This window comes from Ancylomarina sp. YFZ004 (genome assembly GCF_054254355.1).
In genome coordinates this window covers 32997-55460 of sequence record NZ_JBTCHQ010000010.1, presented here as the reverse complement: position 1 = coordinate 55460, position 22464 = coordinate 32997, and the positions used below count along the sequence as shown (strand labels likewise).

15 protein-coding genes are annotated in these 22464 nt (G+C 35.6%); 8 read left to right on the top strand and 7 right to left on the bottom strand.

Going from position 1 to position 22464, the window contains the following annotated elements; all coding sequences use genetic code 11:
• Positions 1–107 precede the first annotated feature (107 nt).
• Together ACXR6G_RS15185 and recQ are read right to left on the bottom strand one after the other, a co-directional pair.
• A complete protein-coding gene (locus tag ACXR6G_RS15185; RefSeq protein WP_458362290.1) occupies positions 108–872 on the bottom strand; it encodes a LytR/AlgR family response regulator transcription factor in 765 nt (254 codons plus the stop codon).
• Positions 873–982: 110 nt separating this feature from the next.
• Positions 983–3097 (bottom strand): DNA helicase RecQ, encoded by a 2115-nt coding sequence (gene recQ, locus ACXR6G_RS15180; protein ID WP_458362289.1) that lies wholly within the window; start codon positions 3095–3097, stop codon positions 983–985.
• Between the two features lie 402 nt (positions 3098–3499).
• Between recQ and ACXR6G_RS15175 the strand changes: the two genes are divergently transcribed.
• Both ACXR6G_RS15175 and ACXR6G_RS15170 read left to right on the top strand, forming a co-directional pair.
• A complete protein-coding gene (locus tag ACXR6G_RS15175) occupies positions 3500–4678 on the top strand; it encodes a CD0519/CD1768 family membrane protein (protein ID WP_458362288.1) in 1179 nt (392 codons plus the stop codon).
• A 191-nt stretch (positions 4679–4869) separates the two neighbouring features.
• On the top strand, positions 4870–5247 hold the full coding sequence (locus ACXR6G_RS15170) for a GxxExxY protein (RefSeq protein ID WP_458362287.1): 378 nt from the start codon (positions 4870–4872) through the stop codon (positions 5245–5247).
• A gap of 135 nt (positions 5248–5382) precedes the next feature.
• Here ACXR6G_RS15170 and ACXR6G_RS15165 read toward each other — a convergent pair whose 3' ends face one another.
• The 3 genes from ACXR6G_RS15165 to ACXR6G_RS15155 all read right to left on the bottom strand — a co-directional run bounded on the left by ACXR6G_RS15165 (position 5383) and on the right by ACXR6G_RS15155 (position 9626).
• Positions 5383–7887, bottom strand: a complete 2505-nt coding sequence (locus ACXR6G_RS15165; protein ID WP_458362286.1) for an endonuclease MutS2 — start codon at positions 7885–7887, stop codon at positions 5383–5385.
• Between the two features lie 99 nt (positions 7888–7986).
• Positions 7987–8664 carry a tetratricopeptide repeat protein gene (locus ACXR6G_RS15160; protein ID WP_458362285.1) on the bottom strand — a complete coding sequence of 226 codons (678 nt, stop codon included), beginning with the start codon at positions 8662–8664 and terminating at the stop codon, positions 7987–7989.
• A gap of 80 nt (positions 8665–8744) precedes the next feature.
• On the bottom strand, positions 8745–9626 hold the full coding sequence (locus tag ACXR6G_RS15155; protein ID WP_458362284.1) for a zinc-dependent peptidase: 882 nt from the start codon (positions 9624–9626) through the stop codon (positions 8745–8747).
• Positions 9627–9874: 248 nt separating this feature from the next.
• Between ACXR6G_RS15155 and ACXR6G_RS15150 the strand changes: the two genes are divergently transcribed.
• The 4 genes from ACXR6G_RS15150 to aqpZ all read left to right on the top strand — a co-directional run bounded on the left by ACXR6G_RS15150 (position 9875) and on the right by aqpZ (position 15679).
• A complete protein-coding gene (locus ACXR6G_RS15150; RefSeq protein ID WP_458362283.1) occupies positions 9875–11542 on the top strand; it encodes an alanine/glycine:cation symporter family protein in 1668 nt (555 codons plus the stop codon).
• A gap of 120 nt (positions 11543–11662) precedes the next feature.
• Positions 11663–12406, top strand: coding sequence for a GW dipeptide domain-containing protein (locus ACXR6G_RS15145; RefSeq protein WP_458362282.1), 744 nt, complete (start codon positions 11663–11665; stop codon positions 12404–12406).
• 102 nt (positions 12407–12508) lie between these two features.
• Positions 12509–14914 (top strand): TonB-dependent receptor, encoded by a 2406-nt coding sequence (locus ACXR6G_RS15140; RefSeq protein WP_458362281.1) that lies wholly within the window; start codon positions 12509–12511, stop codon positions 14912–14914.
• Positions 14915–14986: 72 nt separating this feature from the next.
• Positions 14987–15679, top strand: coding sequence for an aquaporin Z (gene aqpZ, locus ACXR6G_RS15135; protein ID WP_458362280.1), 693 nt, complete (start codon positions 14987–14989; stop codon positions 15677–15679).
• A 343-nt stretch (positions 15680–16022) separates the two neighbouring features.
• Here aqpZ and ACXR6G_RS15130 read toward each other — a convergent pair whose 3' ends face one another.
• Complete coding sequence (locus ACXR6G_RS15130; RefSeq protein WP_458362279.1) at positions 16023–18086, bottom strand: insulinase family protein; 2064 nt, start codon at positions 18084–18086, stop codon at positions 16023–16025.
• Positions 18087–18172: 86 nt separating this feature from the next.
• Complete coding sequence (locus tag ACXR6G_RS15125) at positions 18173–19495, bottom strand: M16 family metallopeptidase (RefSeq protein WP_458362278.1); 1323 nt, start codon at positions 19493–19495, stop codon at positions 18173–18175.
• A 397-nt stretch (positions 19496–19892) separates the two neighbouring features.
• On the opposite strand from ACXR6G_RS15125, the gene ACXR6G_RS15120 reads away from it, so the two are divergent.
• Positions 19893–20576, top strand: a complete 684-nt coding sequence (locus tag ACXR6G_RS15120) for a phosphatase PAP2 family protein (RefSeq protein WP_458362277.1) — start codon at positions 19893–19895, stop codon at positions 20574–20576.
• A gap of 22 nt (positions 20577–20598) precedes the next feature.
• A complete protein-coding gene (locus tag ACXR6G_RS15115; protein ID WP_458362276.1) occupies positions 20599–22416 on the top strand; it encodes an LTA synthase family protein in 1818 nt (605 codons plus the stop codon).
• The last annotated feature ends 48 nt before the right edge of the window (positions 22417–22464 follow it).

Below are 22464 nucleotides of genomic sequence, written 5' to 3'. Positions count from 1 at the left end.
CAAACATAATTCATTTAACTCAATAGTTTTATTATTGCTAAATAAGGGGTAAACAGTATTATAAAATTCACACTTAATAAGGTGGTCCGTTAAAAAAAACAAATATTTTACTTCTTATCAGGTAAAGAATGAGCTAATTGTTTTAATCTTTCTAAAAACTCCTTTTTCTTTCCTTCAGAAACTTCAATTTCTTTACCATCATTTAAAATAATACGACCACCTCTACCCTTAATATATTGATCGACGAAATTCAAATTAACCAAATGCTTACTGTGTACTCTGCAAAACAAATGTTCTGGAAGAATGTCCATGAAATTGGAAAGTGGCTTTGAAACCATTAAATCTTCTTTCTCCTTAAGAAAAAAGTCGGTATAAGATCCATTAGCTTCACATCGAACAATATTATTAAGTTCAACCATGCGAAGCCCATTGGCAGTTGGTAAAATAATCTTCTTGTGTTCATTTTTCAAGCTGTCATACAGAACCTGAAATTTCTCATCAAGATTAATATCCTTTTTAGAGTTCTGAAATCGTTCAATAGCTTCTTTAAGTTCATTATAATTAATAGGCTTAAGCAAATAATGCAAGGCTGAAAATTGGATTGCTTTCAGAGCATATTCATTATAAGCTGTCGTAAAAATGACCTCAAAATTACGAGAATTAACTCGCTCTAAAACTTCAAAGCCATCACCATCAGGCATTGATATATCTAGAAAAACGAGTTCAGGGTTCTCTTGATTAATGAGTTCTACAGCCGTTTGGACATTACAAGCAAAGCCAATAACTTCGACATCGGGGCAAAACCTTTCCAGTAATTTAAATAACGAAGATTGACTCTTCATCTCATCGTCAACGATAATGGCTTTTATCATAGTCCTGTTTTTTTGTATCGAAATATAAAAAAAAGACTTCTGAACAAAGATCTTTTTCTCAAATATTTTATGATTTTAAAAAGACCTTACTTAAAGATACATGATACGATTTATGCCTCAACAAGCATCTTTAAATATGAAGTCGCTAATCTAATCTTATAATAGGGTATCTCTTCGTTCATATGAACATACAATTCCTTTGTGTTCAGATGTCCTAATTCACGAACTGCGTTTTCAGTACGCTCCAACTCATTGGCATGTAAAAAAGATAAAATATCAACATCAGCTCCTTTTTCATATAATGATGCCAAATGAGAATAGATGGTTACAGGGTTAATGCGGCGAATTTGAGCAATTTCATCTACAGAATAGCCATTTTTATAAAACTCATAAGTTTCATAAAAAGATTGACTACTATTCTTAGCTACCTGATTCTTTTTTTGTTCAAATTCTAGTATCTCATTTATAAAGAATTCTCCATACAACTGATACTTACGCTCACCTACACCTGAAATCATTTTCATTTCAAATTCACTTGTAGGTTTTTCATCAACCATTTCATGTAAAGTGGCATCTGAGAAAACCAGATAAGGTGCAATTCTAGAAGAACGAGAAATTTTCAAGCGTAATTTACGTAGAGCTTCAAACAAATCTTCTCTATTAACTTGTTTTTCGGGTTTGGCCTTTACAACTACTTTCTTAGGATCTGATTTCATAGATGCTAAATGCACCAAATTAACTTTACGACCACTAAATAAGACTTCCTTACTCTGTTCTGTCAATTTAAGAGCATTTCCCTCATCATAGGCAACTGAAATATATCCCATGTTTAAGAGTTGAAGCATATATTGCTGCCAATCCTGATGTGACACGTCTCTACCTGCACCATAGGTTTTAACTTTATTATAACCTTTCGACATAATCTCTTGACGAGATGATCCACGTAGCACATCAATTACAGTACCTGCTGATACATTCTCTTTTAGTCGGACTATAGCAGACAATGCTTTTTGAGCAATTAAGCTTCCATCGAATTGCTTGGGTGGATCTTTACAAACATCACAATTACCACAATCTTCTTCTAAATGCTCACCAAAATAACTCAACAGAATTTTACGTCGACAAATTTGAGCATCACAAAACTGCTGAATACGCTCTAATTTTGCATTCGACACTTCTTTATGTGCAGATTCCTCAATAAACTTACGATGAATAATGACATCCGAAAAGCTATAAAATAATAAGGTATCAGCCTTTAAACCATCACGACCTGCACGACCAATTTCTTGATAATAGGACTCAATATTTCGTGGTAAATTATAGTGAATAACCCAACGTACGTTGGACTTGTCAATTCCCATTCCAAAGGCGATGGTGGCACAAATAATCGGTGTATCATCATTGATAAAAGCATCCTGACGCAGTGCCCTTTCCTCAGAAGATAAGCCTGCATGATAGTAATTTGCATTAACACCCGAATTCCTCAACTTCTCTGACAATCCCTCACAAGCCTTTCTACTCAGGCAATATATAATACCCGATTGATGTGGACGCTGACGTAAAAAGCCTAGTATACTTTTAAACTTATCTTTTCCGGGTACAACTTTCAAACTCAAATTAGGGCGGTCGAAAGAAGATAGAAAGAGTTTAGGTTCGCCTAATCCTAATTGTCTGACAATATCCTTTTGGGTTAGACTATCGGCAGTTGCTGTTAATGCAACAATAGGAACTAATGGGAATTGCTTTTTCAGATAGGCCATTTTCGAATACTCAGGGCGAAAATCGTGTCCCCAAACAGAAATACAGTGAGCCTCATCAACAGCAAACAGATTTACTTTAAGTTCTAATAGCAAATAATAAAACTCCTGACTAACCAATTTCTCAGGAGAAACATAGAGCAGCTTTATTTTGCCTTTGTGAACATCCTCAATAATCTCATTTTGAACCTGGGACGACTGAGAACTATTTAAGAAAGCTGCGTTAACACCATTTGCTTGCAAGCCTTCAACCTGATCTTTCATTAAAGCAATCAAAGGTGACACAACAATAGCGACACCTTCCATCATTAAAGCTGGAATTTGAAAACAAAGTGACTTCCCACCACCAGTAGGCATGATAACTAAGGCATCTTCACCATCGAGAATTGATTGAATAACTTCCTCCTGTAAGGGACGGAATTTATCGTATCCAAAATACTTTTTTAATATGCGGTTAGCCAATTTCATTTATCGACAAGAGTTTTTTAATGGATACACGGGAGTCATAGTAATAATCAAAAAAGATTCTAAAAACATCTTATAATTGAAGGTTTCAAAAGTCAAATTTGAGGTAACAAAAGTAATGTCATGCCTATAAGTATGCTAGTGTTTGTGTGTTTAGTTATCAACAAAGCTACCGACTTAGTCAAAATAAAATTTCAATCCTCATATTTAAGTGTTTATTTCACAATTCTACAGTACTGTATTGTAAGGGATTTTCATACAATGCAATCGTTTTCAATCCATATACTTTAAAACATATCATATTCACATAAACATGATAAATGTCATAATAAAAAGCGTAGTAAAACTAAACTAAAAAATTATTTTTGCCCCGAAATTCAACAACCTTAAAACAAACAATACAGAATGAACGCAATTAAGTCGATTAAAGAGACTAATTTCCTCAAACAAAGAAGGTATGAAGCCGTGATGTTTCTAATCACTTTCTTTGGTATTTTCGGTTATGTAGGCCACTCAATGGGAGTAGCAAACATGCTAAATACTATTATGAATACTGCTTGGGATCTTCTTATGAACACAGTATTCTACATTATGGGGATTACTGTTTTATCTGGAGCCTTAGGTAAATTACTTATCGAATTTGGTGTCGTACGTCTGTTAGAAAAAATTCTAGCTCCACTTATGAAACCTCTTTTCAACCTTCCCGGTGTTGGAGCATTAGCTGGAGTTTTAACTTTTCTATCTGACAACCCTGCTATTATCAGTTTAGCCAACGACAAAAACTTTAGTAAGTACTTCAAAAATTACCAATTGGTTTCATTAACCAACTTTGGTACTGCCTTTGGTATGGGACTTATCGTGATTACGTTTATGTCCACACTTAAGATTCCTGGTAATGATGAAAACTTATTTATTCCAGCTCTAATTGGTTTAGTAGGTGCTTTGATGGGTGCGATTGTATCAACGCGATTAATGCAACGCCTCATTAAGAATGTCATCAAGCCACGTGAAGATCAAGATTACGAAGGGGCAACTGAGAAAATTTCTTTCAAATCAGAAGGTGGTTTATTTATCCGTTTTCTGAATTCAATTCTTGATGGTGGTAAATCTGGCGTCGATTTAGGCTTAGCCATTATTCCGGGTGTATTAATCATCTCAACTATGGTAATGATGCTAACTTTCGGTCCTAAAGATCCTGCTATTGGATACCAGGGATTAGCTTACGAAGGGGTTACCTTACTTCCAGATCTTGCAAGTCATGTTTGGTGGTTATTCGAGGGCTTATTCGGATTCAAACATCCTGAGTTAATTGCATTCCCAGTAACCTCATTGGGTGCTGTAGGTGCTGCTTTATCTCTTGTAAAAGCTTTTATTGCAAAGGGAATTATCGATGGAAATGTAATTGCTGTATTTACTGCAATGGGTATGTGCTGGAGTGGTTATTTAAGTACTCACACAGCTATGCTTGATACTTTAAACTACCGTGAATTAACATCTAAGGCTCTTCTTTCTCATACAGTAGGCGGAATTGTAGCGGGTTGTTTTGCTCACTACCTTTATGTGCTTGTCACAATGTTTGTGTAGATAACGAAGAGGATTACCTCAATATCACATATTACAAAAGGCTTGTTGATTCAATATCAACAAGCCTTTTTTTCTATTCAAAATTCACATAATGACATAATTTTCAAAACAAACAGAATTTTCATTTTTCTCTTCCAAACACTCTTCAAGTATTATTTTTATTTATCTTCAATCTTATAAAATCACTTTATATGGATATTGATGAATTAATCAAAAAAGTAATTGGAGCAGCTTTTAAAGTTCATAACACCCTGGGAGCAGGCTTTCTTGAAAGTATTTATGAGAAAGCGATGATGATTGAGTTAACAAAAATAGGATTAGCAGCTCAAAGACAAAATAGAATGTCAGTAATCTACAATGGAGAAACTATTGGAGATTTCTTTGCTGATATTCTAGTAGAGTCAATATTAATTCTAGAATTAAAAACAGTTGATCAGTTTAGTAAATCTCATGATAGGCAATTGATTAATTATCTTGTTGCAACAGGAATAGATAACGGCCTACTTATTAATTTTGGTGAATCTGTTGAAGTTCGTAGAAAATATAGAAGATACACACCATCAAAATAAATAATTTCAAGTTGTTCAGAATTCAAAAAGATGAATATGTCAATTCTGGAAATTTTGCAATTCTGTGAATAATCAAAAACAAAGGCTTACTAAAATAAATTAGCAAGCCTTAAGTATAATTATATTCTAGTCTAATTATTCCATATGAACAACCGTGATGCCTGATCCTCCCATTTGAATTTTCTCATCGGTACAAGATCGGACGAGTTGTATTGTTTTTAGATAGTCACGAATTAGTGATCGTAAAATACCATGGCCTGTTCCATGTAGAATTCTAAATTCACTAATATCGAGCATGATAGCTTCATCAACATGATCCATTACAATTTGAAGCGCTTCTTCTGCACGCATACCTCTCACATCAATATCGCGACGGAAAGTTAGTTTACGTTTAGATATTTTCTCTTGCACCAATGCCGAAGTTTGATTGTATGTTGTACTCTCCTTTTTAGCTTGAGTCTTACTAACCTTGGTCAATCTATTCAACTTCACAGACGTTAACATGGCGCCAAATGCAACCACTGCTGTCTTAGCATTTACTTCGATTACTTCACCAATAGTTCTCTGAGAGTCGAGCTTCACACTATCGCCTTTTTCTATAACAGATGGGTCGAATTGCTTTTTCTTCTGATGGACTTCTTTCTCCGGACTTTTTGGCTGAGCAGTTTTCTCACCAGTTAATCGCTTAACCTTATTTTCTCTATCCTTTAGCTTCTGAATTTTTCTATTAATGCGCTCATCGTCCTGTAAATCAGGCTGTGTTAAAACCTCTTTCTGTTCTTCGAAAGCTTTCCTTACTTCGCGAGTCTTTTCTTTATCAGCCTTACTCTCCTTAATATCCCGAATGGTTTTCTCTATAGACTTATTTGCCTTATTTAAAATCTGTTTCGCCTCTTCTTGAGCCTTAGCTATTATCTCCTTTCTAAGACCAGAGGTTTCTTTCAGATCAACTTCATAGCGTTCAACCAACTGTGATAATTTCTTTTCGTTAACACGTATTTTATCACGCTTGCCTTCCCAATATCGCTTATCACGAACAATATCACGTAAGTGTTTATCGAAATTGATATGATCACCCCCTATTTTATCGGTAGCCGATTTAAGAATTTCCTCAGGTAAACCAATTTTACGAGCAATCTCGAAAGCGAATGACGAACCAGGCTTACCAACTTGTAATTGAAATAAGGGTTCCATTTTATGAGAATCGTAAAGCATAGCGCCATTCTCAATTCCATCAGCTTCAGAAGCGTAGTGTTTTAGTCCAGTATAGTGTGTTGTGATAACGCCTCTAACTTGTTTCCTATTCAATTTATCGAGAATCGATTCGGCAATTGCACCACCTAAAGCAGGTTCAGTACCTGTACCAAATTCATCTATCATCATTAATGTTTCAGCATTCGAATACTTTAAGAAATGCTTCATATTCATTAGGTGAGAGCTATAGGTACTCAAGTCATTCTCCATAGACTGCTCATCACCAATATCGATGAAAATGTTATCGAAAATACCCATCTTCGATTTCTCTCCCATAGGTACTAACAAGCCACACTGAAACATATATTGCAATAAACCCATAGTCTGCAAGCAAACCGATTTTCCACCTGCATTTGGTCCTGAAATCAATACGATACGTTGCTTATCGTTAATCTCAATATTTAAAGGAATCGCATTCCTACCCTCGCCTTGCAAAGTAAGATATAACAAGGGGTGCACTGCATTTTCCCAGAGTACAGTTGCTGTCTTTTCCATAAGTGGCAAAATACCTTTCACCTCAATAGAAAATTTTGCCTTGGCACGAATAAAATCTATTTGAGCTAAAAACTCATAAGCCAAGAATAGATCATCGACATAAGGGCGAACTTGCTCGGTAAATTCACGAAGCACTTTTATTATTTCTCGACGCTCGGCATATTCCAATTCACGAATCTCGTTATTGGTTTCTACAATCTCGGCAGGCTCTATATAGGATGTTTTACCAGTTGCAGACTCATCATGCACAATACCTTTTACCTTACGCTTGTAGGCTGAAGTAACGGGAATTACTGTTCGTCCATCGCGAACAGATAAAGATACATCCTGATCAACCCAACCATCCTTCTGAGCGGCACGCAAAAGAGATTGCATTCGTCTTGAAATTGAAGCTTGCTTTTGAGTCAGACTACTACGTATTTGCATCAACTCTGGAGAAGCATTGTCTTTCATTCGACCATGCTTGGTCAGTATTGCATTTAGCCTATCGAAAATATAAGGGTACATTTTCACATTCCCTGTCAATCTCATTAAATAAGGATAACTTCCCTCCTCTTTATTCTTGAAAAAGCGTAGAATAGCAGATATCGATTCCAAAGAGCGCTTTAAATTAAACAACTCCTCAAGTTCTAGATAAGCTCCATCAATTCGAATTTTCTCTAAACTTTGGCGTACATCAATAAAATGCCCTAGAGGAAAATTCTCTTCCACAAGACAAATAGTCTTAAATTCATTGGTTTCGTTAACTCGGCGAGTAACACGATTAAAGGACTCTGAAAATTTAAGTCCATCAACCAAATCGCGCCCAAGAGCACTTAAACATTGTTTCTTTAGCAGTTCTCGAACTTTATCGAACCTTATTTTCGTTTCAAAATTTTCTGGATATATCACGCGCTTCTATACAATCTTAGTTATTTCTTCTGCAAAATTAACAAAAGAGCTCGAAGAGGCAATAAGAAAGGAACAACACACGTGTGCTATTCCTTAATATTATTTAGATACTTCGGTATTACAGTTTCTCTTCACATATTCTTCCGCCTGGCTTATCCCTAGCTTAACTGCTTTTTTCCAATCTTTGCATGCAGCTTCAATCTCTCCCATCTTGTATAAACAAATACCTCTGTTTGCATAAGCGGCACCATAATCTGGCTTTAAATTAAGTGCATAGGTATAATCTAAAACAGCTGTACTAATCATGTTTTTTCCCAAGCAAATATTGGCTCGATTAAAATAGTACCGAGGTACCAAATGAAAATCTTCTCCATTCAGTTTACTGTAAGCGATGGCCATACTATATTCCGACATTGCTCTCTTCACTTCTCCTTTAGAATTATATATTTCTCCCAAATAATAACAAATTTCATCATCCTGCTGAAATATCTTTTTTGATTTTTGCAAAATGGAAATAGCTATATCAGTTCGTTTAGGATCGTTCATAGCAACCCTATATAATTGCAAGTATGAATTACGATTTGTAGAATCTATGGCGATTGCTTCAACCAAAAGCTTAAATGCATCATCCACTTGGTCGGCTTTCACTTTTTCAATAGCTTGATTGGTTAATACAATCGCTTTATTCTTATCGACAATCGATACTTTATACTCTTGCGCAAAAGCCCCAAAATTCCCAATTAGGAATAGCAAAACAGCAATTAATTTTATTTTCATTCTATCCTTTTCAATTATAAACTACCTACTCTTAAGATTTTCGGCAAACTCTTTCTATTTATTGTAAATAAATGACAACACTAACTGTAATGCCCTTTACCACAACACTTCTTAAACTTTATACCACTACCACATGGACATTTACTATTTCGACTCAAGCTCTGCTTCGATCTTTTAAAATTACGAGATCGCATATTTTGATTGAACACTTCAGTCATTAAGGCGTATAATTCAGGATGTGTTTTAGCAAACAGTTTGGGTTTTTCGAAAAAATACTCACTGGCAACAGCAAAAAACTCGGCCTTATTTGTTCCTCCGTAAGGGTTTATATCAGATCTATCTTCATATATCTCTTCAATTTTCTTACTGATCAAATCAATCCAAGGAATAGCATATTGCTTTTCTAAAAGTATAGAAGGCAAACCATCAATACTTCCATCCATCTTATCGATCAAGTGAACGAATTCATGAATAGCTGTGTTCTTCTTATCCGACTCATTGGAAAAACCATGAAGTAATGCAGGTTTTGACAAGATCATCTTCCCCTCCATATAACCACTCCCAACCATTCCTAAAATATTTGAGTCGGCATTGGACATTTGAAACTGTTCATTAAAATTTCCTGGATATAATAACACCTCATCAAGATTTGTGAACTTCCACTCTGGAAATGCAAATACAGGAATTATGGCACTTGAAGCCACTAATATTTGATCCGTTAAATCAACATCGGTATTCACACCAGTAATTCTACAATTCAAAAGGAACTCCTGAATTTTATACTCGAACTGTAATTTTTCATCAGCTGAAAGTGAATTATAAAATACGACCTTAGTAGTCAAAATCGTTTTACTTTCTTTAGAAATAGTTAATTTAGGCTTTCTCCATTTCTTTTTAGTAAAACCTCTTAACAATAGCCAAACAAGAGCAATTCCGATCGCTACAACGATTATAAAATTCATAATCATAGAATAATATATTTAAATTCTGTTCATTGTCCTAAAGATCCAAATGTAACACTTTCCATTTTTATGTTTGCTATCCCACTGTCTAATTATGATTATATATAAATATTCTAAGCATTAAAAGACATGAATAAATAATACCCCTTAGTTTACCTTTCGTGATCAACTTTTAAAAATTATCCTTTATATTAGACTGATTTTCTAAAAAACAGGAAATTAAACTAACCCATAACCCTATTATTTTTATGCACAGTATTAACGACTTTTTAGCCGGAATAGAACAATATCTTGGAGGAAGCCAATGGTTCACCCTTTTACTACTAGGAACCGGACTCTTCTTCACCATTTACCTTAAATTTCCACAAATTCGATTCTTCGGACATGCCCTAAAAGTGGTTCGAGGCAAATACGATAAAGCCGACGAGAAAGGCGACACTTCTCATTTTCAAGCCCTAACCACGGCCCTTTCGGGAACAGTAGGAACAGGGAATATTGCAGGGGTAGCTTTCGCTATTTATCTGGGTGGACCTGCTGCTCTATTTTGGATGCTAATGACAGCCGTATTAGGAATGACGACTAAATTCGTTGAGGTTAGTCTTTCGCATAAGTATCGTGAAACTGATGAAGAAGGTTTCATTTCTGGTGGACCGATGTACTACATGAAAAACAAGCTTAAAATGCCATGGTTAGCTGCCTTTTTTGCTGCCATGACCATTGTTTCTTCATTTGGAACGGGAAGTTTACCTCAGATAAATTCTATTTCCAGCTCATTATATTCAACATTCGGTATAGAAAAGATGTTGAGTGGTGGTGTACTTGCCATACTCTTGGCAATCGTTATTTTAGGTGGTATTAAACGTATTGCGAAGGTGACTGAAAAATTGGTCCCTACCATGGCAATTATCTACTTTGTAGGTGCCCTTGCTGTTATCTTTTACAACTATCAGAACATAACACCGGCATTCGTTTCAATATTTTCTAGTGTATTTACGGGCACTGCAGCCACTGGAGGTTTCTTAGGTGCTGGATTTGCCTATGCCTTTAACCGTGGCGTCAACCGAGGTCTCTTTAGTAACGAAGCTGGTCAAGGATCGGCTCCAATTGCACATGCTGCTGCCCGTACCGAAGAACCCGTTTCTGAGGGTATGGTTGCCATTCTAGAACCATTCATTGATACCATCATTATCTGTACACTTACAGGTTTGGTTATTCTTTCATCAGGTGTTTGGAAAGAGAAACTTCCCAATCAGTTTCAATCAACTGATATGAGTATAATGGCTGACGTATATGACGACTCGAACAAAGAAGATCAAACGAAACTTTTCAAATATTTAAGCAATAATAAAGATCTTCCTCTTTTCACAGGTGATTTGCTTGTTGAGAATGGAAAAATCCAAAATAAGCTTTCTATCATACATGCGCGTTCTATTGCTGAAAACATCTTAGTATACAATGCTCAAGATTCTCTATTAACAGGTAAAGTAAGTGTGTTAGATGGTGTTTACAATTCTGCTGATGGAGCTTATTTTAAAGGTCAATCCTTGATTCACTCAGCACCATTAACAGCTGAAGCCTTTACACGAAGCTACTTTGGAGAATGGGGACGCTGGATTGTATCAATTGGCTTATTGCTTTTCGCTTTTTCTACTGCAATTGCTTGGGCCTACTACGGCGGACGATCAGTCACCTATTTATTTGGTGCCAAAGGCGTATTGCCTTATCGAATCATCTACTGTATAGGTTTCTTTGTTGCATCATTTGCCGATACGACAATTATTTGGACTCTATCAGGCATTACTATTGCTCTAATGGCTCTGCCCAACCTTATAGGAATTCTTTTACTTCGAAAAGACATGAAAGAAATTATGAATACGTATTGGACAAAGTTCAAGTCGGAACATCCTAACGAATAAATTAAACACTTTAAATAGGTCGATCTAACAAGCCTATAAATTGTTCATTAGACTTCATTTTCCATATTGATATATTAATACCTTTATGTATCTTAATGCTCAAATAAAAAAATCTACCCTATGAAAATAATATTTGCACTGCTAGTTAGTAGCATTCTATTGAGTTCTTGTCAAGAAAATGCCAAGAAAGTTCAATCATTCAGTACCGGTGAGGAAACAAGTCAAAGTATGACTGAGGTACCAGCCCAAGCTGATCCCAGTACTCACCACGTTAAGGTTAAGGAGATCCTACAAACCAGTTCATATACTTATTTGTTCGTAACTGAAAACAGTGAGGAATTCTGGATTGCAGTTCGCAAACTAGATGCAAAAGTTGGTGACGATGTGTATTACGAGAAATCCTTAGTGATGAAAGATTTTAAGAGTAAGGAACTGGATCGAGTATTCGAAACAGTTTTATTCGTGCAAGATAATACAAGCACACCTACAACTAATGCTAAGGTAAAGATGGGTGCCAAGAAGATGCCACCCAAAGTGGATAAAAAAGTTGAAGGTATTAATGTTAATGCTCCTAAAGGTGGAATTAGCATCGCTGAACTTTTCAAAAATAGAGATCAGTATGCAGGTAAGAAAGTAAAACTTAGTGGGCAGGTTGTTAAAGTAAACAATGGCATTATGGGTAAGAATTGGATTCATATTCAGGACGGAACTGCTGATGCTGACAATTATGATTTAACTTTTACGACCCAGAATAAAGCCAAAATGGGGCAAGTGATCACTATTGAAGGTACTGTTTATCTAAAAAAAGAATTCGGTGCTGGCTATTCATACGATTTAATTATTGAAGAAACCCTAATAAAATAAGGAAAACATGCCATACAGGAATCCCAACTATTCATTTAGTTGGGATTTTTTTTTATCATATCAACATAAAATATTAAATTAGAGATACATGAAACTAAAAATATGAGATTTTACAGATTCATATTTCTACTACTACTATTTCCTACAAGCTCCTCATGGGCTCAATCTGGTGTGATTAAAGGACGTGTATATAATCGAATCAACAATGAAGATATTCCTTTTGCCAATATTGTAATTGCAAACACCACTCGAGGTACTAGCACGGACATCAATGGTAACTATAAATTGGAGAATCTTAATCCTGGCTATTACAACTTAATTTTTAGCAGTTTGGGTTTCGAAAAAAAAATAATCTACGAGCTCCGAATTAATAATACAAAACCCTATGTCTTAAACATCCCACTTCAAGAAAACATTAAAGAACTTGAAGAAGTAAAAGTTACGGCAGCTCCTTTTGATAAAACTCAAGAAAGTCCGCTGAGCATGCATACCATAAATGCAACTGAAATCTTTCGTAACCCAGGGGGTAATCGTGATATATCAAAGGTTATTCAAGTTTTTCCTGGCGTGGCTTCAACCCTTTCTTTTCGTAACGATATTATTGTTCGCGGAGGTAGTCCAAACGAAAACCGTTTCTATTTAGATGGCATAGAAGTGGCTAATATCAATCACTTTGCAACTCAAGGAGCATCTGGTGGCCCAGTAGGAATGCTCAATGTCAATTTCATAAGAGAGCTCGATTTTTATGCTGGTGCTTTTCCTGCAAGTAAAGGCAATGCCCTTAGTTCCATTCTCGATTTTAAGCAACGAAATGGGAATGATGAAAAATTATCAGGTACAGTAACTGTTGGTTCAAGCGATTTTGGTTTAAGTCTCGAAGGCCCCATGGGACCTAAGTCAACTTTTATCTTTTCAGTAAGGCGATCTTATCTTCAATTACTTTTCAAAGCACTTAAACTTCCATTTTTGCCCACCTATAACGACGCACAGTACAAGCAGAATATCAAAATAGATAGTAAAAATAAATTAACACTAATTGGATTAGGAGCCATAGATAATATTGAATTAAATACCTCCTCTGTAAAAAAAGAATCACAATCAAACAAAGATGTGATGAACCGATATATCCTAGCTAATTTACCCATAAACACACAATGGAACTATAGTTTAGGTGCCAAATGGATTCATTACTCTAATAATAGCTATCAAAGCTTTATCCTAAGTCGAAATCACTTGTATAATGAGGCAATCAAATACAAAGATAATATTGAAAATGCCGATTTTTTGATCTTAGACTACACATCTCATGAAATTGAAAACAAATTTAAATTTGAAAGTACCAAGAGAATAAATGGATGGAAATGGAATATTGGATCATCAATCGACCTTGTAAAATACGCCAATAACACTTTCAACAAAGAAGAACAAAATGGAGAAGTTTCTATAGTCCGATTTAATTCAAAATTAAATTTTGGAAAATATGCTATTTTTTCTCAACTGAGTCGAAAGATTTTAAATGAGAAGTTGAGTTTATCTTTTGGTATTAGACACGAATTTTCAGATTATTCCACATCAATGCATAATCCTCTTAAACAAATTTCACCCCGGATGTCAGCCTCTTATGCTCTTAATTCCAAATTCAACCTCAATTTTAATCTTGGACGATACTTTCAGTTACCAGCTTATACAGTTATGGGGTATCGAAACAATCAAAATGAATTGATAAACAAAACGAATAAAATCACTTACATCCAAGTAGATCATATTGTTGGAGGCTGGGATTACAACCCAACGCCCTATTCTAAAATTAGTATTGAGGGGTTCTATAAAAAATACGACAACTACCCTTTCTTGTTAACCGATAGCATCTCTATGGCCAACTTAGGTGGAGATTTTGGAGTAATAGGAAACGAAGCAGCTAAATCGATCTCAGAAGGTAGGTCGTATGGCTTAGAATTCCTTTTCCAACAGAAACTAAGCACCTCTATTTACGGAATCGTATCCTATACCTGGGTTCGAAGTGAATTTAAAGACAAGCATGGCCAATACCGTCCTTCAGCTTGGGATAACAAACACATTCTGAACATCACAGCTGGTAAAAAGCTAATGAACAATTGGGAAGCAGGACTTAAATTTCGTCTATTAGGCCCAGCTCCATATACGCCTTTCGATGAAAAGCTTTCAGCTTTAAAAGAAATTTGGGATGTAACTCATCAAGGTATACCCGATTGGGATCGATTAAATGAAAAACGAAATGGAATATTTCATTCCCTGGATATTAGGATAGATAAAAAATGGTTTATCAAAAAATGGTCTGTGGATGCTTATATCGATATTCAAAACATTTATAATTTTAAGGCAAACACACGCAGTTATGTAAATGTTCTTAGCGACGATGAAGGACAACCACTAGAAGATCCAAACAACCCTCTTGCCTATAGTATTCGTAATTACAATTATGAATCTGGAACTATTCTTCCTTCTATTGGTTTGATGGTCGAATTTTAAATGAATATTTTCATCGTAGCAAAAACAAATACATCAAACAAAATCCAAATATTAATCTTAATAAATCAAACTATGAAGAAATTAATTGCAGAATTTATAGGAACACTTTGGCTTGTATTAGGTGGATGTGGTAGTGCTGTACTGGCAGCTGCTTATCCTGAATTAGGAATTGGATTTGTAGGCGTCGCTATTGCATTTGGATTAACCGTTGTGACAATGGCTTATGCAATCGGACATATTTCAGGTTGTCATCTTAACCCTGCAGTATCCATTGGCTTATGGGTTGGCGGACGTTTCGACAAAAAAGAATTACTCCCTTATATTGCAGCTCAGGTATTGGGTGGCATAGCTGGTGCAGGTATTCTTTATCTTATTGCTTCGGGCAAATCAGGCTTCGAGATGGGTGGGTTTGCAGCCAATGGCTACGCAGAGCATTCACCAGGAGGTTACAGCATGCTTGCTGCTTTAGTTTGTGAAGTGGTGATGACTTTCATGTTTCTAATGATCATACTTGGAGCAACGCATTCGAAAGCTCCCAAAGGTTTCGCAGGTTTAGCTATAGGTTTAGGCTTAACTCTTATTCATCTTATAAGTATTCCAGTAACTAATACATCGGTAAATCCTGCACGTAGTACAAGTCAGGCTTTTTTTGTTGGTGATTGGGCAATGGGACAATTGTGGTTGTTCTGGTTGGCACCAATAGCTGGAGCCATTATTGCTGGTATTGTTTATAAATATATGTCGCCAGAAACAGAAGAAGAATAAAAATAGGAAATGATAGAAAACGAAAAAGGCAGGTCCCCACCTGCCTTTTTCTTCTAACCCAAAATTAATTTTCAATACGAATTTAACCCTAAATCCTTATATAACCATATTGAAACAATCGATTCGATCATTGCGATTAACTAACCACTAATTACGCTCCTGAATCGGTGCGCAAAGGTAGAAACAATTTACAAATCACCAAACACTTCCTGTTATTTTTCAAATATTTATATCAACTCCCTAAAACAGGGTACTGCAAAGCATAAAATAGACTTAAAGCAATATTATTAAAACAAAAAAATGGCCACCTAAGGTGGCCATTTCATTCTATCCTGTTCAGTTATTAGTTGAACAATTCATCCTTAATATCTTTATTAAGCTCTAAACTAGTAATAGTTAAAGGCATTTCCTGAGGTCCCATTTTCGTTAAAGTAGAAAATGGAAACTTCAAACCATCAACATCTTTATAATCATTATAAAGCATTGTAACAGCCATACCATTCTGTTGAGCTACAGTCTTAAGTTTCAAACCTGTAGTTGCACAGTAGAAATCAAATTTTGTAATTCCATCAGTACCTACAACTTCAAGTTTATAAGCTTTCTTACCATCAATCATTTCGGTGCCCGCAATTTTCGATGTGAAACCTAGTTCAGCAAACTTAAGTTCAGCAAACATTTGAGCTTGCATCTTGAAACCTTTCAATTGCTCTGCATTAGCTTGGTTTTCCTGACCTTGAGCCATAACCTTAGCTGAAGTACCGTTATATTTAATCGCTTGCAAAACTTGTCCGTTCATTACCATCGACATGGCAAATTTCTCGTTGTTCTTGTAAGCTTGCTCAACATTAATGCTCATAGGTCCCATTTTCATTTGACCTTTCACACTCATGTCTTTAATACTTTCAAGCATCTCTCGTCCACCAATAGCATTGATATACGTATCGATAACCATATTAGCCGTTAAACCTTCTGGAATTGCATTTGGATCTTCTTTTACGATATCGCCTTTGAAATCGTATTCCTCAACAACACCTTCAGAACTTAGCTTAGCTAATCTCTCTTTGTGTTTTTTATCACCAACAACTAAATAAACAGCATTGTTCGGATCGATATATTTCTTAGCCATAGCCTGAATATCTTCCAAGCTCACCTTATCTAATTTCTCTAAATAGGTTGCATAATAGTCAGCTGGTAAGTTATTACGCTCGATAGACATAGCAAAACTTGCAATAGTTGAAGGTCTTTCAAGAGCTCTAGCAAAATCACCTGCCATAGCTGCTTTTGTCATATTCAAATGATCTTGAGTCAATTTAGTATCGCGAATACGATCTATTTCTACCACCATCTGAACAAAAGCACTATCAGTAACAGCAGCTTTTACATTCGATGTTGTTCTAAAAAAACCAACCAATTTATCATCAGAAATACTAGAATAAGCACCATAAGTGTAAGCTTTATCTTCACGAAGATTCTTGAATAATAAGCCAGAAAAACCTGAACCCAACATCGCATTCATCACTTTTGCAGGAATCACATCAGGATTCGCTTTCTTCAATTCGAATGTGTTGATAATTTGGATTAACGATTGAGATGCAGCATCTTTATTTGCCAACACAACACGTTTTCCTTCCATCTTAGCAGGCATATCGTATTTCATAGTAGGAACGTCTCCTTTTTCCCATTTCCCGAAATATTTCTTCACCATTTTTTTAGCTTCACGAGTTGTGATATCACCAACAATAGCAAGAACAGCTACGTTAGGCTTAAAGTAAGTGTTGTAGTAATTCTTACAATCCTCAACTTTAATATTCTCAACAGTCGCTTTAGTCATCACATCACCATAAGGGTGATTGGCTCCGTAAACAATACGACTTCTCATATTCGATGAAATAGAGTTCGGATCGTTTTTCGATGATTCTAATCCTGATAAAGATTGCTTTACAATTTTATCAAATTCATCTTGTGGGAAAGATGGATTTAATATAACATCTGCCATCATTGCCATGATTTGTTCTTTGTAACGAGACAAACCACTAGCACTTGCACCTGAAGCCGAAGTTCTTAAACGAGCACCAATAAAATCAATCTCTTCTGAAATCTGAGCATAATTTTTAGTTGTTGTTCCAGTTCCTATCAACTCGCCAGCAAAAGAGGTAAAACCCGTTTTATCACCTTCAACAATTGGGTCGTTATTTAAATTCAACGAAAAATTAACTTTTGGAAGTTTATGGTTTTCAACAACCAATACTTTCAAACCATTTTTCAAAGTAAATGTGTCGTAATCGCCCAACTGAACTTTAGGTGCAGGACCTGCAGCAGGAGCTTTTGTTCTATCCACTTGTGCGTGAACAGATGTTACCATACAAATAGCAACAAGTATGAATAAAAATTTATTTAATTTTTTCATTTTTTACAATTTATGTGTTTAGACCAAAGTCTATCCCTATAAAATTGAGTCTTTCAAAATCGACTCATATTAATTTCTGTAACGTCTTACTTTATTTTTGGCATGTAGTAAAGAACAACACGGTTTTCAGGAGTGAAATATTTCTTTGCTACTTCGCGAATATCTTCACGTGTTACAGTGAAAAATTTATCCAACTCTTGGTTTACTCTTTGCGTATCCTTGTAATACGTATAAGCTGTTGATAAATTCTCAGCACGACGTGCAATTGTCGAGTTTGAACTAACCAATTCGTTTTCGATTTTGTTACGTAGTTTCTGATACTCTTTATCAGAAATTAATTCTTCTTGAACTCGAACAAATTCCTTATTCATTTCGTCTTCTAGCACCTTTAAATCAACTCCCATGTTTGGAATACCAAAAGCTAAAGTCAGACCTGGATCTTCGTTTGGCATAGGCATAGCAATCATTTGTAAAGCCAATTGCTTCTCTTGAACCAATGATTTGTTCATTCTTGAACTCTTACCATCACTCATTAGCGTAGCCAACATGCTAGCAGCATAATAATCTTTAGTTCCCATAGCAGGAATATGGTAAGCTTGAATAACAGCAGGTAACTGAATGTTATCGTAAACCGTATCTCTTACTTCAGCCGTTTTCTTAGGCTCAACAATATTCGGACGGTAAATTTCTTTTGTTCCCTTAGGAATCGCAGTAAAATAATCGCTAATTAATTTCTTAGCCTCTTCCGTTTTAAAATCACCACAAATAGTTAAAACAGCATTGTTTGGTACATAAAACTCTTTATAAAAGTTTACAAAATCTTCTGTTTTTGCATTGCGGATATGCTCTTCATCTCCGATAGGTATCCATTTATAAGGGTGATCGGTATAAGCGTGAGACATTGTCTCTGGTAAAATCTGACCATAAGGCTTATTGTCATAACTTTGTTTTTTCTCCTGAATAACAACGCCTTTTTGAGTTTTAATTCCGATCTCCTCTACTTTTGCATGCATCATTCTTTCAGACTCTAACCAAAGACCTAAAGCCAATTGATTAGAAGGCAATAACTCATAATAATATGTTCTATCGCTTGATGTGTTTGCATTTAAAGAGCCACCCGCTCTCGACACATATTTATCGTACTGGAAACGTGGAATATTTTCAGTTCCTTCAAACATCAAATGCTCAAAGAAGTGAGCAAAACCTGTTAATTCAGGATTCTCGTTCTTCGATCCAACATGATACATCACCGAAACAACAATATTAGGTGTTGTATGATCTTGCTGTAAAATGACGTGTAAGCCATTATCAAGATCGTATTCTTCAAACTCGATTTTTCCGGTTTGAGCAAAGCTTCCAATTGCAAAAACACTTACAAAAAGAAGCGATAGAAACAGTTTTCTAATCATCTTTAAAAATTTAAACGGGTTATTGAATCTTATTCGAATATTTCAACTTAATAATCTGCTAATGCAGATAAATAAAGCCTCTTCATCTCATAAATTCATAATTTTCATTTCAACATCAAAATCGAATTTATCGATTCATAGGCAAGTTTAGTTTAAATTATAATTAAGATCAAACTTATTGGATGAAACAATATGTTGCACGATAAAGACAATAGACTACACGGTTAAACTCATTGTTTAAACACGCACAAAATTACGCTTGAAAATATATTATATTAAAAGCACGCTTATAAAGTGTGCTTTTTCTGATTCAATTATGTAAGGATTCGGCGTATTGTGAGGATATTGTTTATTTTTACAATCATTTTTAATCTCTAAAACAAGAAGCTGTCTTGTGATGGCATTCTATTATACAGACTCAATTATGCTTGAAACACTCAATCAACTCGATCAGGAGTTACTTTTATTTTTAAACAGCATCCATTCTCCTTTCTTCGATTCATTCATGTTTCTTATTTCAGGAAAACTAGTTTGGGCTGTTTTTTATCTAGCAATCATCGTTCAGATATATCGCACATATGGCTGGAAGAATTGTTTATACCTTTTAGTCGTAATTGCACTTGTAATCACATGCTGCGATCAGATGGCATCTGGCTTTCTTAAGCCTACATTTCAACGTTTTCGTCCGAGTCGTTCTCCAGAACTGGCCGATTTAGTTCATACGGTGAATGGCTACCGAGGGGGGAAATATGGTTTTGCCTCATCTCATGCAGCCAATGTATTTGGTTTGGCTACATTCATCAGTTTACTTTTCAGAAATAGAAAACTAAGCCTATTCCTATTTTCCTGGGCTGCTTTGGTTTCTTACTCTAGAATTTACCTAGGCGTGCATTACCCTGGGGATATTATTGTAGGTACTGCTATTGGTCTATTTTTTGGCTATGTTATCTACAAACTATTACCACGTTTCAAGTTTATAAAACTAGATAATCCAATTGCAGAAAAAGATTGGAAATGGAACATTATAACCTGGGGCAGCCTTTCTATACTTGTTATGGCTATCATTTCAATTTTCAAATAATATTACTTTTTCGATTATAATTATGAAACAACGATTAAGATTTTTCCTTGCAGCAGCAATATCATGGATAGCCTTTATGGTATTTATCCGCTTTGCGTTTTCAATATATCAGTATTCTCAAACCAGTTTATTAAGCATTGGTGAGGTTCTCCTCTCCTTCACATATGGCCTATATCACGACATTTCCTTAACAGGCTATATTCTAATGCTGACGGGTTTAATTCTAAGTTTTAGTATTACAATACCAGGTAAGAAATTGAAGCTTTTATTTCAAATTCTTTATGGCATGCTTATGCTTGTGAGCTTAACGATTGCCGTTCCTAACTTCGAGCTGTTCCGCAACTGGGGATTCCATATTGATGGAACTGTTCTGAGCTATTTAAAAACGCCTAAAGAAGCTGCAGCTTCAACTGCAACGTCAACTTATATTCTATTATTTGGTATATTCATCGCTATTCTTACACTTACTTATAAGTTATTTAATAAATTCCTTATCAAGAAGCTTGACGATATCGTACCGACCAAATTGAAATTCCTTCCCCTATTACTACTGCTAACAGCAAGTATGATTATCCCTGTGAGAGGCGGTTTGGGTATTGCACCTATGAATGTCGGTTTCGTTTACCATTCATCGAACACCTACGCCAATCTTTTGGCGGTTAATCCAATTTGGAACTTCTCTTATTCATTAAAGAAGCTAAATAAAAACAAAAGACTTAAACTTATCCCTGATGAAGAAGCTAAAATCAGGTTTCAAGATATGATAGCTTCTCAAACAATAGATCAGGATACAATTTTAACGCGCCAGACGCCTAATATTGTTTTAATCGTATTGGAAAGTTTCACCTCAGCCATCATTGAAGAACTAGGTGGAAAAAAAGGGGTAACACCAAACTTCCGTGCCCTTTCAGAAGAAGGCATCTTGTTTACAAATTTCTACGGAATTGGAGACAGAACAAAGATTGGAACGGTAGGTATTTTCTCTGGTTTTCCGTCACTACCACAAAAGCCCGTCATAGAGTTTCATAAGAAAGTGCAGAACTTACCAAGCCTTTGTAAATCATTGAAGAAAGAGGGCTATAACAGTAAATTCTATTATGGTGGCGATCTTCATTTTGCAAGTATGAATTCCTATTTCTCAAACGCAGGTTTCAACAATACCATCTCAATGGATGATTTCCCAAGTGAATTGAACACATCGAAATGGGGCGTGCATGACGAATTCTTATTCGATAGATTGTACCATGACATTAAACTAGAAAAACAACCCTTCTTTAAAGCTTGCCTAACTCTTAGCAGCCATGAGCCTTTTGCTGTGCCTATGGAAACAGTCATACAAGGCAAGGGTGAAAATAGCTTATTTATGAACTCAGCTTACTATACAGACAAGTGTTTGGGTGAGTTTATAGACAGATTAAAGAAACTTCCAAGCTGGGATAATACCTTGGTAATTCTATTGGCTGACCATGGGGCGCGTTACGTTGGTAACTTTGTACCTAGCGATCCTGTAAAGTATAGAATACCGATGCTTTGGTTGGGTGGTTGCCTGAAGCAAAAAGGACTTAGAGTTGACAAATACGGTTGCCAGCCCGATTTAGCTGCTACCCTTTTACCACAAATGGGAATAGATGCTGGCGATTTTACAATTGGTAAAAACCTTCTAAATAAATCGCAGAAAGGCTTTGCTTATTTCACCTACAACAATGGTTTTGGCTTTGTAGACTCTACTCAGAGTTTGATATTTGACCTCAACTCTAACAAGTGGAAGGCTGAAATAGCCAAGCATAAGGAGGCACAAGCAATGCTGCAATATATAGACTACAGCTTCTTTAAGCTTTAGGCAGCAGAAAGTATAAGACAAACGAATGGCTAGCTCTTAAATTAAAAG

What these genes read in the sequence shown, in the direction of transcription:
- ACXR6G_RS15160 (WP_458362285.1), bottom strand. Translation starts at nt 8,664, where the DNA reads ATGAAAATAAAATTAATTGCTGTTTTGCTATTCCTAATTGGGAATTTT.
- ACXR6G_RS15155 (WP_458362284.1), bottom strand. Translation starts at nt 9,626, where the DNA reads ATGAATTTTATAATCGTTGTAGCGATCGGAATTGCTCTTGTTTGGCTA.
- ACXR6G_RS15130 (WP_458362279.1), bottom strand. Translation starts at nt 18,086, where the DNA reads ATGAAAAAATTAAATAAATTTTTATTCATACTTGTTGCTATTTGTATG.
- recQ (WP_458362289.1), bottom strand. Translation starts at nt 3,097, where the DNA reads ATGAAATTGGCTAACCGCATATTAAAAAAGTATTTTGGATACGATAAA.
- ACXR6G_RS15125 (WP_458362278.1), bottom strand. Translation starts at nt 19,495, where the DNA reads ATGATTAGAAAACTGTTTCTATCGCTTCTTTTTGTAAGTGTTTTTGCA.
- ACXR6G_RS15120 (WP_458362277.1), top strand. Translation starts at nt 19,893, where the DNA reads ATGGCATTCTATTATACAGACTCAATTATGCTTGAAACACTCAATCAA.
- aqpZ (WP_458362280.1), top strand. Translation starts at nt 14,987, where the DNA reads ATGAAGAAATTAATTGCAGAATTTATAGGAACACTTTGGCTTGTATTA.
- ACXR6G_RS15170 (WP_458362287.1), top strand. Translation starts at nt 4,870, where the DNA reads ATGGATATTGATGAATTAATCAAAAAAGTAATTGGAGCAGCTTTTAAA.
- ACXR6G_RS15185 (WP_458362290.1), bottom strand. Translation starts at nt 872, where the DNA reads ATGATAAAAGCCATTATCGTTGACGATGAGATGAAGAGTCAATCTTCG.
- ACXR6G_RS15175 (WP_458362288.1), top strand. Translation starts at nt 3,500, where the DNA reads ATGAACGCAATTAAGTCGATTAAAGAGACTAATTTCCTCAAACAAAGA.
- ACXR6G_RS15115 (WP_458362276.1), top strand. Translation starts at nt 20,599, where the DNA reads ATGAAACAACGATTAAGATTTTTCCTTGCAGCAGCAATATCATGGATA.
- ACXR6G_RS15140 (WP_458362281.1), top strand. Translation starts at nt 12,509, where the DNA reads ATGAGATTTTACAGATTCATATTTCTACTACTACTATTTCCTACAAGC.
- ACXR6G_RS15145 (WP_458362282.1), top strand. Translation starts at nt 11,663, where the DNA reads ATGAAAATAATATTTGCACTGCTAGTTAGTAGCATTCTATTGAGTTCT.
- ACXR6G_RS15150 (WP_458362283.1), top strand. Translation starts at nt 9,875, where the DNA reads ATGCACAGTATTAACGACTTTTTAGCCGGAATAGAACAATATCTTGGA.